We start from the raw sequence: 13,940 nt of genomic DNA on the forward strand, positions 1-13,940 counted from the left end.
ATCGGCATCCCCTCTGGAGGCATCCTCTTGTTCAGCGCCATCGCGCGGGTCTTCCGTACACCCGACCTTCGTCGGAAGATCGCATTCACTCTGGCGATCATCGCCCTGTATCGCCTCGGCGCCCATGTGCCGTCGCCCTTCGTCGACTTCCCGAACGTGCAGTCCTGCCTCGCGCAGACCAGCGGCACCGAGGGCCTGCTCTCGCTCGTGAACCTGTTCTCGGGCGGCGCCCTGCTGCAGCTGTCGATCTTCGCCCTCGGCGTCATGCCGTACATCACGGCGACGATCATCGTCCAGCTGCTGCGCGTGGTGATTCCGCACTTCGAGACCCTCTACAAGGAGGGTCAGGCCGGCCAGTCGCGCCTGACGCAATACACCCGCTACCTCACGATCGCGCTGGCGCTGCTGCAGTCCACCACGCTGGTCACGGTCGCGCGCAGCGGTCAGCTGTTCGGCAGCACCAACATCCCCGAGTGCCAGAACCTCCTCACCAACGATGCGTGGTGGGCGCAGCTGCTCATGATCATCACGATGACCGCCGGCACCGGCCTCATCATGTGGTTCGCCGAGCTGGTCACCGAGCGCGGCATCGGCAACGGAATGTCGATCCTCATCTTCACCTCGATCGCGGCCTCCTTCCCCGTCGCGATGTGGGCCATCTGGCAGTCCAAGGGCTTCGAGGTCTTCCTCCTCGTGCTCGCGGTGGGAATCGTCGTCATGGCGCTCGTGGTCTACGTCGAGCAGTCTCAGCGCCGCATCCCGGTGCAGTACGCCAAGCGCATGGTCGGTCGTCGCACTTACGGCGGTACGAACACGTACATCCCGATCAAGGTCAACATGGCCGGCGTCGTGCCCGTCATCTTCGCCTCGTCGCTGCTGTACATCCCCGCCCTCATCGCGCAGTTCAACCAGCAGCCCAACGCCAACGGCGAGGTGCCCGGCTGGGTGGCGTGGATTCAGCAGTACCTCACCAAGGGCGATCACCCGCTCTACATGCTGATCTACTTCCTGCTCATCGTCGGGTTCACCTACTTCTACGTCGCGATCACGTTCAACCCGGTCGAGGTCGCCGACAACATGAAGAAGTACGGCGGGTTCATCCCCGGCATCCGTGCCGGCCGTCCCACCGCCGAGTACCTCGACTACGTGCTCACCCGCATCACGCTGCCCGGCTCGTTCTACCTCGGTGGCATCGCTCTGCTTCCGCTCATCGCGCTGGCCGCGGTCGGCGCCAACCAGAACTTCCCGTTCGGCGGCGCATCGATCCTGATCATCGTCGGTGTCGGACTCGAGACCGTCAAGCAGATCGACGCTCAGCTGCAGCAGCGCCACTACGAGGGGCTGCTTCGATGACCGCACGTCTGCTGATCGTGGGGCCTCAGGGGTCGGGCAAGGGCACCCAGGGCATCCGGATCGCACAGGCCGCCGGCATCCCCGCGATCTCGACGGGCGACATGTTCCGCGCCGCGATCGCCGGGGGCACCGACCTCGGGAGGCAGGTCACCGCGATCATCGAGGCCGGCGACCTCGTCCCGGACGAGCTCACCTCCGCCGTCGTGCGCGAGCGCCTCGCGCAGCCCGACGCGGCCGACGGGTTCCTCCTTGACGGCTACCCTCGCAACCTCGGCCAGGTCGCCGACCTCGATGAGTTCCTGTCGGGTCGCGGCGAGCAGCTCGATCTCGTCATCGAGCTGCGCGTCCCGCGTGAAGAGAGCATCTCGCGCCTGTCGCTGCGTGCCCAGGAGCAGGGCCGCACCGACGACACCGAAGAGGTCATCGCCAACCGGCTCGGCATCTACGAGCGCGAGACGGCGCCGATCCTCGGTGTCTACGGCGAGCGGGGCATAGCCCAGGCGATCGACGGCATCGGCTCGCTCGACGAGGTCACCGACCGCATCGTCGCGGCGCTCCAGTCCCGCGGGCTCGCGCGCCCCACCGCCGCCTGACGTGGCGCTCTTCCCGGGGCGTCGCTCGATCTACAAGACGCCCGCTCAACTGCGCGCCATGATCGAGCCCGGCCTGATCACCGCGGCCGCGCTCGATGCCGTGCGTGCGCTGATCGCACCCGGTGTCACGACTCTGGAACTGGATGCTGCAGCATCCGCTCTCATCGTCGGTCGCGGCGCGAAGTCGAACTTCCAGATGGTGCGCGGGTACCGCCACACGATCTGCGCATCGGTGAACGAGCAGGTCGTGCACGGCATCCCCGGTGCGCGCGCCCTCGAACCGGGCGACATCGTGTCGATCGATGCCGGTGCCGAGTTCCGCGGGTGGAACGGCGACTCGGCGTTCACGGTCGTCGTGCCCGACGCGGCGCGCCCCGAGCTCGTCGCCGAGCGCGAGGAGCTCTCTCGCGTGACCGAGGGGTCGATGTGGGCGGGCATCGCGGCGCTCGCGACCGCCACGCATGTCGGCGAGGTCGGCGCGGCGGTGCAGGATCATGTGGTGGCCGCAGGCCATGGCTACGGCATCCTTCGCGAGTATGTCGGTCACGGCATCGGGCGGCGCATGCACGAGTCGCCGTCGGTCTTCAACTACCGCACCCCGGATGAGGGCGCCGAAGTGCGCCCGGGCCTCGCGATCGCGATCGAGCCGATGGTGGTCGCGGGCGACCAGGCGACCTTCGTCGAGGACGACGAGTGGACCGTGTCGACGCTCGACGGCGCGGCCGGCTCACACTGGGAGCACAGTGTGGCCGTGCATGATGACGGAATCTGGGTGCTGACGGCACCCGATGGTGGCGCGGCCGGTTTGGCTCCTTTCGGAGTGACCCCGCACGAGATCGGATAGGGAAAGACATGGCAACGACAGCTCGGAAGACCTCCGGCAACAAGACGAACTGGTTCGCGATCTGGATCAGCGTCGCGGTGGTCGTAGTGCTCGTGGTGGTCGGAGGACTCGTGGTCTGGCTGAACTCCTCGGCGAGCGGTCCGGGCACACCGCCCGAGGCGTCGAACGTCAACACCGACACCGGTGCGATCGCCGTGGGCACAGGCACCGACACGATGGACACTTACATCGACTTCATGTGCCCCGTGTGCAACCAGTTCGAGACGACCTACGGCTCCGAGATCGAATCGCTCGTGGATGCCGGCACGATCACGCTCAACATCCACCCGATCTCGATCCTCGACAGGGCGTCGCAGGGGACCAAGTACTCCACGCGCGCAGCGAGCGCGATGTACTGCGTGGCCGTCTCCGATCCGGACCACGCGCTCGCGTTCATGCAGGCGATGTACGCGAATCAGCCCGAGGAGAACTCGGCCGGGCTCACGAACGCGCAGATCATCTCGATCGCCGAAGGCGCAGGGGTCGCGAACGCCTCCGATTGCATCAACGCGGAGAAGTACACGAAGTACGTCACCGCGATGACCCCGAAGACTCCGGTGGCTCCCGGCTCGGCCGGCATCGCAACCCCGACCATCGCCATCAACGGCACGACTATCGCGAACTCGTCGCTGCCCTCGAACCCGTCCGACCTCGCGACGCTCTTCACCCAGTAGCCCGGGCCGGCGGGCCCGGCCGGCCCCGGCATCCCCTCTCCGGCGCGAGAAACCACTTTCGCGTCGAGACATCACCCTTTGCGTGTTGTCTCGACGCGTTTGTGGTTTCTCACGGGGGTGAGGCTGCGCGGGTTGCGGCCGATCGTCGCGAGCAGCGCGTCACGTGGGCTGGCGACGCGGGGGATGCCCATCTCGACGAGCCGCTCCACAAGGGGCGCCACGGCCATCGCGGCCGCCCAATCCCATCGCCGGAACGTCGCGCACTGACGGCGCAGGCGATCTTCGCGGCGCTTCTCGGCGATGATCTGCTTCACGGCGACTTCGGTCGTCGCCGCCCCGTACTTCTCGTACCCGTCGGACTCGCCGAGGGCGCGGACACTTGGCCAGTCGAAGTCGGCACGATCGGTGTGCGCCTCCGACCGGTACACGACCTGCAGTTCGGGTGGCTCGAAGCCCGACCAGATGATCACGGCGCGGCTCACCGACTCGCCCGGTGACTCGGACCTCGCGTCCACGATCGGAAGCAGCAGTGCGAGCCGCGAGACGCCGCGCCGGTTCACCTGTGCGCCCGCGGTCCTCATCAACTCGAGGACGGTGGCGTGGCCGCCCTGCGCGGGAGAGACGGCCGCGTCGGCGACGGCGAGTCCCAGAGCCGGCGGCAACGCCCGCATCAGGTCGACGGCGGTGTCGACCGCAGAAGTCATGAATATGCCCTCGCGCCGTTCGACGGTGCGCGGATCTTCGCTCGTGTGCACGCACACGTCGCCGAAGCGTCGCGAGCGCGCGCGGCCGGGGTCGTAGAGGTGGATGTCGCGGGGTTCGCCGAACACCGGCATCCCGAGCAGCGCGGCCGCCGACTCGTGCGAGAAGATCGCCGTCGGGTGGCCGCGCGCGAACGCGTGGACGCGCGCGAGGTACCTCTTCCACGGTGCGAGCGGCGTCCAGTCCGCCTTCCGCGCGTACATGCCCGCTCTCACCCGGACGAACGCGGAGTTCGAGTGCAGTCGGGCGCCCCGCGCATCGACGACCGCGTGCAGGGGGATGGGCGAGGGGCGAACGGTCGCGGGGGCGAGTGGTTGCAGCATCCCGCCATCGTGTGTCGCATTGGAGAGCACCGAACCAGAGGCCGGCCTTTCTGGGGACAACCCGTTCACCGGGCTGCCTGTGCAGGGCGCGGGATGCTGCGAGAAACCATATTCGCGACGAAACACCTCGCACGGACAGGCGTCTCAGCGCGAAAGTGGTTTCTCGCGCCTGGGGGAGGGGGCGGGCGCGGGCGCGAGGCCGGGGAGGGGGCGGGGCGGAGCCGGCTTGCCGAGTCGGCTGCCATCACGTATAGTTGATCTTTGGTGCTTGCGCCTGTTTCGGCGTGTCTGTGGGAGTAATTCCCGGACGTCGGCACCACAACCCCATCCACCGCAGACCGACCGGTCTGCAAGAAGTGTTAGCGAGCGTATGGCGAAGAAAGACGGTGTCATCGAGATCGAAGGCGTGATCTCCGAGGCGCTGCCCAACGCGATGTTCCGCGTTGAGCTCAGCAACGGACACAAGGTCCTCGCCACGATCTCGGGCAAGATGCGGCAGAACTACATCCGCATCATTCCGGAAGACCGCGTGGTCGTGGAGCTCAGCCCCTACGACCTCACCCGCGGACGCATCGTCTACCGCTACCGCTAGACCGGTCGAGAAGTAACGCCCCTGCTTCGACAAGCTCAGCAACCGCGCTGAGAAGTAGCCGGCGAAGACAGCGAACAGGAAACATCATGAAGGTAAACCCGAGCGTCAAGCCGATCTGCGATCACTGCAAGGTGATCCGCCGTCACGGTCGCGTCATGGTCATCTGCAAGTCCAACCCGCGCCACAAGCAGCGCCAGGGCTGAGACGGGGATGCTGTGAGTCACAGCATCCCGAACACCACAACTCAACATTAATCAGGCAGTTTCAGAGCCCGGGCGACCGGGGGACACCCCGGGCGGAGGCCCGGGCACCGATTCTGCTCCATACCTCCACCACTCCACAGGAGAGACCGCATGGCACGTCTTGCCGGCGTTGACATCCCGCGCGATAAGCGCGTAGTGATCGCCCTTACCTACATCTACGGAATCGGCCCCACCCGTTCCAAGGCCATCCTCGCCGCGACCGAGATCAGCCCGGACGTCCGCGTCAAGGATCTGACCGACGACCAGCTCATCTCGCTGCGCGACAGCATCGAGGGCACCTACAAGGTGGAGGGTGACCTCCGTCGCGAGGTCGCTGCCGATATCCGCCGCAAGGTCGAGATCGGCTCCTACGAGGGAATCCGCCACCGTCGCGGCCTTCCCGTGCGCGGACAGCGCACGAAGACGAACGCCCGCACCCGCAAGGGTCCCAAGCGCACCGTCGCAGGCAAGAAGAAGGCGCGCTAGGCCGCCGCCTGCGCTCAGGATCCAGGAGAAAACGCACATGGCACAGGCCAAGACCGCAGCGCGCAAGCCGCGTCGCAAGGAGAAGAAGAACATCGCGTTGGGCCAGGCCCACATCAAGTCGACGTTCAACAACACCATCGTTTCGATCACCGACCCGGCCGGCGCTGTCATCAGCTGGGCCTCGTCGGGTGGCGTGGGCTTCAAGGGCTCGCGCAAGTCGACCCCGTACGCCGCCGGAATGGCAGCCGAGTCTGCTGCGCGTCAGGCGCAGGAGCACGGCGTCAAGAAGGTCGACGTCTTCGTCAAGGGACCGGGTTCCGGTCGCGAGACGGCGATCCGCTCGCTCCAGGCCGCCGGCCTCGAGGTGGGTTCGATCAACGATGTGACGCCGCAGGCGCACAACGGCTGCCGTCCTCCGAAGCGCCGCCGCGTATAAGTTTCCGGACTTCCGGCAGGCCAAGGAACCGCCATTCCCGTCTGCCGGAGGCCCGGATTTCATCCATTCATGGATGCCTCGGCACGGCGAAGTCGTGAGCCCCGAGCATCCCGAGAAAAACTCAATACCTCATCAATTGCACGTGTCAAATAGCGGGCACGTGATCGAAAGGAACCCATAGTGCTGATTGCACAGCGTCCCACTCTGACCGAGGAGAAGATCGGGGAGTTCCGCAGCCGCTTCATTATCGAGCCGCTGGAGCCCGGCTTCGGGTACACGATCGGCAACGCGCTGCGTCGCAGCCTCCTGTCGTCGATCCCCGGTGCGGCCGTCACCAGCATCCGTATCGACGGCGTCCTCCACGAGTTCAGCACCATTCCCGGTGTCAAGGAGGATGTCACCGAGATCATCCTGAACATCAAGCAGCTCGTCGTCTCGAGCGAGCGCGACGAGCCGATCACCGCGTACCTGCGGAAGACCGGTTCGGGCGAGGTCACGGCCGCCGACATCTCGGCTCCGGCCGGTGTCGAGGTCCACAACCCCGACCTGGTGATCGCGACCCTCAACGACACCGCGAAGTTCGAGCTCGAGCTAACGATCGAGCGTGGCCGCGGCTACGTCTCGGCGACGCAGAACCGCAACGAGTACGCCGAGGCCGGTCAGATCCCGATCGACTCGATCTACTCGCCCGTGCTCAAGGTCAGCTACCGCGTCGACGCCACGCGTGCCGGCGAGCGCACCGACTTCGACAAGCTCGTCCTGGACGTCGAGTCGAAGTCGAGCATTGCTCCTCGGGATGCTGTCGCATCGGCCGGTCGCACCCTGACCGAGCTGTTTGGCTTGGCCCGCGAGCTGAACGTCGAGGCCGAGGGCATCGAGATCGGCCCCGCCCCGGTCGAGACCGTCCTGTCGAACGAGCTGTCGATGCCGATCGAAGACCTCGACCTGTCGGTGCGGTCGTACAACTGCCTCAAGCGCGAGGGCATCAACTCGGTCAGCGAGCTCGTCGCCCTGTCGGAGACGCAGCTCATGAACATCCGCAACTTCGGTCAGAAGTCGGTCGACGAGGTGCGCGACAAGCTCATCTCGCTCGGACTGTCGCTGAAGGATTCGGTCCCCGGGTTCGACGGCGCGCACTTCTACGGCGGTTACGACGACGAAGCCGTCTGAGCCCCGGTCCCCCCGAATCTGATCCTGGAGTAATCGAGAATGCCCAAGCCCACGAAGGGTCCCCGCCTCGGCGGCGGTCCTGCCCACGAGCGCCTGCTGCTCGCGAACCTCGCGGCCGCACTGTTCACCCACAAGTCGATCACGACGACCGAGACCAAGGCCAAGCGCCTGCGTCCGCTCGCGGAGCGCCTTGTCACCTTCGCCAAGCGCGGAGACCTGCACGCCCGTCGCCGGGTGCTGTCGGTCATCGGTGACAAGACCGTCGTGCACGAGCTCTTCACCGAGATCGCGCCGCTGGTCGCCGACCGCGAGGGTGGCTACACCCGCATCACGAAGATCGGCAACCGCAAGGGCGACAACGCCCCCATGGCCGTGATCGAGCTCGTGCTCGAGCCCGTCAACCCGAAGCCGAAGAGCGCGAAGAAGTCGGCTGCTGCCGCTCCGGCCGCTGCTGCTCCGGTCGAGGAGACCGTCGTCGAGGAAGAGGTCGTCGAGACCCCCGCCGAAGACGCCGGCGCCGAGTCGCCCGAGGAGGGCGCTGCTGCTGCAGCAGCCGCCGACGACGCTGTCGTTACGGACGACGCCGACAAGTAGGCCGACCACCGTCGACACGAAACCCCGCGAGCTTCGGCTCGCGGGGTTTCGTCGTTCCCGCAATGCACCCTCGGTTCTCGCAATGCACCCTCGGTTCCCGCAATGCACCCTCGGCGAGGGTGCATTGCGCAGGCCGAGGGTGCATTGCGGCGGGTGAGGGTGCATTGCGGCGGGTGAGGGTGCATTGCGGCGGGTGAGGGTGCATTGCGGCGGCTCGGGTATCAGGCGAGTCGGTCGCCGCCTCTTCCCGCGTAGGAGAACCCGGGACTATCCTGGGCCCACCCTCGGGCACGCCCGCGGGATTGGGGCAACACTGACGTGCACCGATCGGGACGAAGACGATGTCCGATTCCAACTCGCCCGTCGCGACGCCGCCCGCATGGGTGGGCAGTCCGCGACGCCGTCGGCGCGCCGGGCTGTCGATCTACTCGATCCTGCTCATCATGCTGCTGTCGGTCAGCGTGCTCTCGAGCATCGTCGTGGGCATCATCGGCTACGCCAACGGCACCCAGTCGCTGCGCACGATCGCCTACGAGCGCCTCGTCGAGATCCGCGAGAACCGCGCCCGCGAGGTCACGCAGCTGTTCACGACGATCGAGAACGCCGTCAAGCTCGGCGCGATGAACGAGACCAGCACGCAGGCGGTGAAAGCCTTCAGCGATGGCTTCGCGGCGCTGGAGGGTCAGCAGCTGGATGCGACAGCATCCGCAGATCTCGGCGCCTACTACGACGGCACGTTCGCGGCCCAGCTGTCGGATGCCACGGGCAAGCCGGTCGATGGTTCGACGTTCACTCCGCGCGACGCCGCGCAGCGCTACCTGCAGTACCACTACGTGATCCCGTACACGTCGTTCGCCGATGCGATGCAGGCCGAGGATGCCGGTGACGGCAGCGCATGGTCGGCCGCACACGCGAAGTACCACGACTATTTCAGAGCGATGACGCAGCTGCAGGGCTTCGAAGACGTCCTCATGATCGACACGAGCGGCAACGTCGTCTACACCGCCTACAAGGGTGTCGACCTCGGCACGAACCTGCTCGACGGCCCGTACCGGCTCTCGAACCTCGCCGACGCCTACCGACAGACGATGAGCCGCAACATCGCCGGCGACGTCGTGCTCGCCGATTTCGCGCCGTACAGCCCGAGCATCGGCAGCCCCGCCGGCTGGGCGGTCACCCCGATCACCTCCGACGGGCAGATCGTCGGCGCCCTCGCGATCGAGCTGCCGATCGACCGCATCAACGACGTGATGACGGTCGGCGGCGACTGGCAAGGCAACGGCCTCGGGCAGACCGGTGAGACCTATCTGGTCGGGCGTGACGGGCTGATGCGCTCGATCTCGCGCGAGCTGAAGGCAGACCCCGAGGGCTATGCCCAGGATGCTGTCGCCGCCGGTCTCGCGCCGGCATCGGCGCAGCTCAGCATCCGCAACGCCGACACCGTGCTGCAGCAGACCGTCTCGGGCGACGCGGTCTCGCGCGCCCTCGCGGGCGAGAGCGGCACGATGCTGGAGCGCGACTACCTCGGCCGGGAGAGTCTCACCGCGTACGCGCCGCTCGCGGTCGACAGCCTGCCGTGGGTCATCGTCGCCCAGCAGACCGCGACCGAGGCGCTCGTGCCGGTCGACGATTTCACGCGCAACCTGATCCTCTCGACGGCCGCAATGATCATCTTCGTCTGCCTGCTCTCGCTCGTCCTCGCGCAGGTGTTCGTGCGGCCGCTGCGGCGCCTGAAGACCGCCGCGCAGCGCATCGCCGCGGGGGAGGAGGGCATCCAGGTCGATGCCGGCTCCAGCGACGAGCTGGCCGACGTCGCGACGGCGTTCAACGACATGAGCCGGAGCCTAGAGGTGAAATCCGCCCTCATCGACGAGCACGAGAAGACCAACGAGCGACTCATCCTCTCGTTCATGCCCGAGGGGATGGCGAGCCGCTACAAGCACGGCGACGACGCGATCACTCAAGACAACGACGACGTCACCGTCATCTTCGCCGACATCGTCGGCTTCGAGTCGCTCGCGCTCACCCTCACCTCCGAAGAGGCGCTCGTGCGCCTGAACGACCTCATCCGCACGTTCGACGAGGCCGCCGAGCGTCACGGGGTCGAGCGCGTGCGCACCACGCGGCAGAGCTACCTCGCCAGCTGCGGGCTCGGCACGCCCCGCGTCGACAACGCGCGGCGGGCGGTCGAGTTCGCGATCGAGCTGTCGACGATCCTGGAGCGCTACTCCGCGCAGCAGGGCGTCGAGCTGGGGCTCCGGGCGGGCCTTGACTCGGGCAAGGTGACCAGCGGGCTCATCGGGCGCGCGCGGGTCGTGTACGACATGTGGGGGGATGCTGTCAGCCTCGCCTTCCGCGTACAGGGCGACTCGTCCGAGCCGGGCATCTACCTCACGCAGCGGGTGGCCGACCGGATCCCCGACACGATCCCGTTGCGCCCGGCCGGAGACGTCGAGACCCAGAGCGGCACGCAGCGCGTCTGGCGGATCGAACCGTCGGTGACGGCACCTGTCGGAACGGTGCCCGCCGGAACGGGGCCGGTCGGAGCGGCGCCCGTCGTTCCGGTTGCGGGGAGCTGAGCATCCGATGTCCGAAATCGTCTCGCAGCCCTGGTTCTGGCCCGCACTGATCGTCTCGATCGGTCTGCCGCTCGTGCTGATCGGGCTCACCGAGATGCACAACGCGCTCGCGCGGCGCGGGAGCCGTGCGGCGCCGATCGTGCTGATGGTGCGCAACTACCTCGTGCCGGTCGCTGCGGTGCTCGTCCTCATCACGCAGCCAGGCGCCTGGCAGGGGCAGGGCACGTGGCCCAAGGTCGTGGCGACCGTGTTCGGGCTGCTCGTGATCCTCGTGGTGATCAACGCCATCAACCACCTGGTCTTCCACCGCGGCGAGAAGGGCTCGTGGCGCGATCGGTTTCCGACGATCTTCAGCGACCTGATCCGGTTCGTGCTGATCATCGTCGGCATCGCGCTGCTGTTCTGGTGGGTGTGGGATGCCGATGTCGCGGGTGTCTTCGCCGCGCTCGGGGTGACCTCGATCATCGTGGGCCTCGCCCTGCAGGGCGCGGTCGGATCGATCGTGTCGGGGTTGTTCCTCATCTTCGAGGCGCCCTTCGAGCTCGGCGACTGGATCGAGACGGGCGGGACGCGCGGGCAGGTCGTCGAGGTGAACTGGCGCGCGGTGCACCTCGACACCGGCAACGGCATCATGGTGATCCCGACCGCGGAGCTCGCCGGCGGCTCGTTCACGAACCTCTCGCGCAGCCCGACGCCGTTCGCCGCGGTGCGCGAGCTGACCTTTGCCACCGACGACCCGCCGGTGCGGGTGCGGAGCCTCCTCGTCGAGGTCGCGCGTGACATCCCGCTGGTGTCTCCGAAGGCCGAGCCGACCGCGACCACCCTGGAGGGCTCGCGGTACGCCGTGTCGATTCCGCTCCTGAACGCCGGCGATGCCGGGGCCGTGCTCGACGCGTTCCAGACCCGGGTCTGGTACGCCGCGCGGCGGGTCGACCTGCACCTCGATGGCGACCTGACGGACGATTGGAACACCCCCTCGCGCCTGCAGGACGCTCTTCATGCGATCGCGCCGATGCTGAGCATCCGTCCCGTCGAAGCCGAGGCGCTCGCCGCCTCTGCCCGCCTGGAGCGGTACTGCCAGGGCGAGGTGATCCTGCGGCCCGACGTGATTCCGACCTCGACCCGGTTCATCATCAGCGGGCGGGTGATGCTCGGGGTGCCGACCGACTCGGGGTTCGTGCAGGTGACCCAGCTCGGCGAGGACGATGCGGTGGGGTTGACGGCCCTGACCCGCTCGGCGACGGTGTCGCGGGCGACGGCGATGTCGGAGGTCGAGGTGGTCGTCATCCCCGTCGACGTGCTCGATGAGATCGTGCGCGCCCACCCGGTGCTCGCGCGCGAGATCGTGCGCGAGAGCGACAACCGGCTGCGCCTCGCGCGCAGCGCGCTCGCCGCGGTGGGCGAGGTGCTCGTGCCGGGGCGGTCGGTCGTCGGCTGAGCGCGACGAAACGCTGAGGCCGCGCGGCATAGGCTGAGGCGGTGCGCATCCGGCTCGACATCGCCTACGACGGCACGCACTTCCGCGGGTGGGCCACGCAGCCAGGGCTCCGCACAGTCCAGGGCACGCTCGAAGATGCGCTGGCTCGCATCCTGGGCGGAGCCCCGCGCCTGGTCGTCGCAGGGCGGACGGATGCCGGAGTCCACGCCACCGGTCAAGTCGCGCACGTCGATCTCGATGACGACCGGGCCGCCCGGCTGATCCGGCCCGGCCGGGCGACAGCATCCCTTCCCGAAAATCCCCACATCGCAGCCCTCGCCGGCCGCCTGCGCGGCGTACTCGGCGCATACGCCGACGTCACCGTGACGGCCACGACCCTCGCGCCCGAGGGTTTCGACGCCCGCTTCTCGGCCGTCTGGCGCCGGTACGAGTACCGGCTCGCCGACGATCGCACCGGCTACGACCCTCTCGAGCGGCACCGGACGACGAGGGTCCGCGGGGTGCTCGACTCGGAGGCGATGGATGCTGCCTCCCGCTCGCTCACCGGACTTCACGACTTCGCCGCCTACTGCAAGCCGCGCGACGAGGCGACGACGATACGCACTCTGCTCGACTATTCGTGGATGCGCGATGCGCGCGGCACGCTCATCGCGGATGTGCGCGCCGACGCGTTCTGCCACAGCATGGTCAGGGCGCTGGTCGGCGCCTGCGTCGCGGTCGGCAACGGCCGGCTCGGCATCGCCGATGTGGCCGTGCTCCGCGACGAGGGGGTGCGCACGAGCGAGTTCCCCGTGCTGGCGGCCCGTGGGCTCACCCTCACCGCGGTGGGGTACCCCGCCGACGACCTGCTCGCGGCCCGCGCCGACCTGACCCGCAACCGTCGCGACGCCGAGTAGCCGGGATCGAGGGTGCATTGCGACGACCGAGGGTGCATTGCGGCGACCGAGGGTGCATTGCGGCGAACGTGTCCCGCAATGCACCCTCACGCCCCGCAATGCACCCTCGGCGTTGGCTGTGCAGTCTCGATGATTCACGATGCCGTCACCCGGCGGAGGTCGCGCGGTTCTAGGCTGGGGGCGCTATGAAGGTCATTTCGTACAACCTCCGCAAGCACCGCGCCGTCGGCGAACTCGCCGGCCTCGTCGAACGTCACGCGGTCGACGTGCTGTGCCTCCAAGAGTGCGACACCACCGACATCCCGGAGGAACTCGCGGGGCTGAGGCTGGCCGATTCCACCCAGCGCAACCGCCTGGGGCTTGCGGTCTACTACCGCGAGAACACGTTCCGCTCGGTCGAGGTGCGGGCCCTGGCCCTCAAGAAGTCGCTCCACGACTACGTGCTCAAGCCCGCCGAGGAGCGCCTGCTCGGCGTGCGGCTGCACGACATCGATGCGGGCAAAGACGTCATCGTCGCCTCGTTCCACGCCGCGCCTCTGACAGCGCTGAACTCACTGCGCCGGCACCAGATCCGCACGGCGCTGACCGAACTGGGGGAGCTGGGCTCGGGCATCCCGATCCTCATGGTCGGCGACTACAACTACCCCGTCTTCAAGGAGAACCTCGGCCAGAAGGTGCGTGAGCACGGGTACGAGCTGACCCTGAGCGACGCGCGAACATACACGCGGTACCGATTCTTCCGCGGACACTACGACTTCGCGACCTCGGTCGGGTTCGAGATCGACAAGGTGCGCACGCTCCCGCAGGGTTTGAGCGACCACCTGCCGATTCTCGTGACGGCGCGCATCGGCGCGGCGGCCTCGGGCGAGCCGGTGGCCGAGGCCGCGGTGGCCGCGGAGGTCGAGTAGCCGCGGAGCGC

At 67.8% G+C, this 13,940-nt stretch carries 15 protein-coding genes; 14 read left to right on the forward strand and 1 reads right to left on the reverse strand.

Going from position 1 to position 13,940, the window contains the following annotated elements:
• Positions 1-27 precede the first annotated feature (27 nt).
• From secY to ACFE6Z_RS11480, 4 genes are read left to right on the forward strand one after another with little or no spacing between them, the layout of a single operon-like run.
• Complete coding sequence (gene secY / locus ACFE6Z_RS11465) at positions 28-1,353, forward strand: preprotein translocase subunit SecY (RefSeq protein WP_375385919.1); 1,326 nt, start codon at positions 28-30, stop codon at positions 1,351-1,353.
• Positions 1,350-1,946, forward strand: coding sequence for an adenylate kinase (locus tag ACFE6Z_RS11470; RefSeq protein ID WP_375385823.1), 597 nt, complete (start codon positions 1,350-1,352; stop codon positions 1,944-1,946). Before secY ends, ACFE6Z_RS11470 begins: the two co-directional genes overlap by 4 nt.
• 1 nt (position 1,947) lies before the next feature.
• Positions 1,948-2,790: a type I methionyl aminopeptidase gene (gene map / locus ACFE6Z_RS11475; RefSeq protein WP_375385824.1), complete on the forward strand. Its 843-nt coding sequence runs from the start codon at positions 1,948-1,950 to the stop codon at positions 2,788-2,790.
• An 8-nt stretch (positions 2,791-2,798) separates the two neighbouring features.
• On the forward strand, positions 2,799-3,503 hold the full coding sequence (locus ACFE6Z_RS11480; protein WP_375385825.1) for a DsbA family protein: 705 nt from the start codon (positions 2,799-2,801) through the stop codon (positions 3,501-3,503).
• Between the two features lie 71 nt (positions 3,504-3,574).
• Here the strand turns inward: ACFE6Z_RS11480 and ACFE6Z_RS11485 are convergent, their stop codons facing one another.
• The gene (locus ACFE6Z_RS11485; protein WP_375385826.1) at positions 3,575-4,588 is read right to left on the reverse strand and encodes a hypothetical protein; all 1,014 of its coding nucleotides are present in this window, start codon (positions 4,586-4,588) and stop codon (positions 3,575-3,577) included.
• Positions 4,589-4,958: 370 nt separating this feature from the next.
• Here ACFE6Z_RS11485 and infA point away from each other — a divergent pair, with 370 nt between their 5' ends.
• The 10 genes from infA to ACFE6Z_RS11535 all read left to right on the forward strand — a co-directional run bounded on the left by infA (position 4,959) and on the right by ACFE6Z_RS11535 (position 13,929).
• Positions 4,959-5,180 (forward strand): translation initiation factor IF-1, encoded by a 222-nt coding sequence (infA, locus tag ACFE6Z_RS11490; RefSeq protein WP_017201569.1) that lies wholly within the window; start codon positions 4,959-4,961, stop codon positions 5,178-5,180.
• A gap of 86 nt (positions 5,181-5,266) precedes the next feature.
• Complete coding sequence (gene rpmJ, locus ACFE6Z_RS11495; RefSeq protein WP_005050492.1) at positions 5,267-5,383, forward strand: 50S ribosomal protein L36; 117 nt, start codon at positions 5,267-5,269, stop codon at positions 5,381-5,383.
• Between the two features lie 150 nt (positions 5,384-5,533).
• The gene (gene rpsM, locus ACFE6Z_RS11500; protein ID WP_375385827.1) at positions 5,534-5,908 is read left to right on the forward strand and encodes a 30S ribosomal protein S13; all 375 of its coding nucleotides are present in this window, start codon (positions 5,534-5,536) and stop codon (positions 5,906-5,908) included.
• Between the two features lie 37 nt (positions 5,909-5,945).
• Complete coding sequence (gene rpsK, locus ACFE6Z_RS11505; protein WP_150448852.1) at positions 5,946-6,344, forward strand: 30S ribosomal protein S11; 399 nt, start codon at positions 5,946-5,948, stop codon at positions 6,342-6,344.
• Between the two features lie 180 nt (positions 6,345-6,524).
• Positions 6,525-7,514: a DNA-directed RNA polymerase subunit alpha gene (locus ACFE6Z_RS11510; protein ID WP_375385828.1), complete on the forward strand. Its 990-nt coding sequence runs from the start codon at positions 6,525-6,527 to the stop codon at positions 7,512-7,514.
• A gap of 39 nt (positions 7,515-7,553) precedes the next feature.
• Positions 7,554-8,108, forward strand: a complete 555-nt coding sequence (rplQ, locus tag ACFE6Z_RS11515; protein WP_375385829.1) for a 50S ribosomal protein L17 — start codon at positions 7,554-7,556, stop codon at positions 8,106-8,108.
• Positions 8,109-8,449: 341 nt separating this feature from the next.
• Entirely contained in the window at positions 8,450-10,687 is a 2,238-nt protein-coding gene (locus tag ACFE6Z_RS11520) for an adenylate/guanylate cyclase domain-containing protein (RefSeq protein WP_375385830.1), read from the forward strand.
• A gap of 7 nt (positions 10,688-10,694) precedes the next feature.
• Complete coding sequence (locus ACFE6Z_RS11525; protein WP_375385831.1) at positions 10,695-12,125, forward strand: mechanosensitive ion channel domain-containing protein; 1,431 nt, start codon at positions 10,695-10,697, stop codon at positions 12,123-12,125.
• Positions 12,126-12,166: 41 nt separating this feature from the next.
• Positions 12,167-13,021, forward strand: coding sequence for a tRNA pseudouridine synthase A (locus ACFE6Z_RS11530; protein WP_375385832.1), 855 nt, complete (start codon positions 12,167-12,169; stop codon positions 13,019-13,021).
• 185 nt (positions 13,022-13,206) lie between these two features.
• On the forward strand, positions 13,207-13,929 hold the full coding sequence (locus ACFE6Z_RS11535) for an endonuclease/exonuclease/phosphatase family protein (RefSeq protein ID WP_375385833.1): 723 nt from the start codon (positions 13,207-13,209) through the stop codon (positions 13,927-13,929).
• Positions 13,930-13,940 lie beyond the last annotated feature (11 nt).

Source organism: uncultured Microbacterium sp. (assembly GCF_964244775.1).
GTDB lineage: Bacteria > Actinomycetota > Actinomycetes > Actinomycetales > Microbacteriaceae > Microbacterium.

Excerpts from the sequence above, each read along its gene's own strand:
- ACFE6Z_RS11470 (WP_375385823.1), top strand. The coding sequence starts at position 1,350 with ATGACCGCACGTCTGCTGATCGTGGGGCCTCAGGGGTCGGGCAAGGGC.
- ACFE6Z_RS11480 (WP_375385825.1), top strand. The coding sequence starts at position 2,799 with ATGGCAACGACAGCTCGGAAGACCTCCGGCAACAAGACGAACTGGTTC.
- ACFE6Z_RS11485 (WP_375385826.1), bottom strand. The coding sequence starts at position 4,588 with ATGCTGCAACCACTCGCCCCCGCGACCGTTCGCCCCTCGCCCATCCCC.
- infA (WP_017201569.1), top strand. The coding sequence starts at position 4,959 with ATGGCGAAGAAAGACGGTGTCATCGAGATCGAAGGCGTGATCTCCGAG.
- rpmJ (WP_005050492.1), top strand. The coding sequence starts at position 5,267 with ATGAAGGTAAACCCGAGCGTCAAGCCGATCTGCGATCACTGCAAGGTG.
- rpsM (WP_375385827.1), top strand. The coding sequence starts at position 5,534 with ATGGCACGTCTTGCCGGCGTTGACATCCCGCGCGATAAGCGCGTAGTG.
- rpsK (WP_150448852.1), top strand. The coding sequence starts at position 5,946 with ATGGCACAGGCCAAGACCGCAGCGCGCAAGCCGCGTCGCAAGGAGAAG.
- rplQ (WP_375385829.1), top strand. The coding sequence starts at position 7,554 with ATGCCCAAGCCCACGAAGGGTCCCCGCCTCGGCGGCGGTCCTGCCCAC.
- ACFE6Z_RS11520 (WP_375385830.1), top strand. The coding sequence starts at position 8,450 with ATGTCCGATTCCAACTCGCCCGTCGCGACGCCGCCCGCATGGGTGGGC.
- ACFE6Z_RS11525 (WP_375385831.1), top strand. The coding sequence starts at position 10,695 with ATGTCCGAAATCGTCTCGCAGCCCTGGTTCTGGCCCGCACTGATCGTC.
- ACFE6Z_RS11535 (WP_375385833.1), top strand. The coding sequence starts at position 13,207 with ATGAAGGTCATTTCGTACAACCTCCGCAAGCACCGCGCCGTCGGCGAA.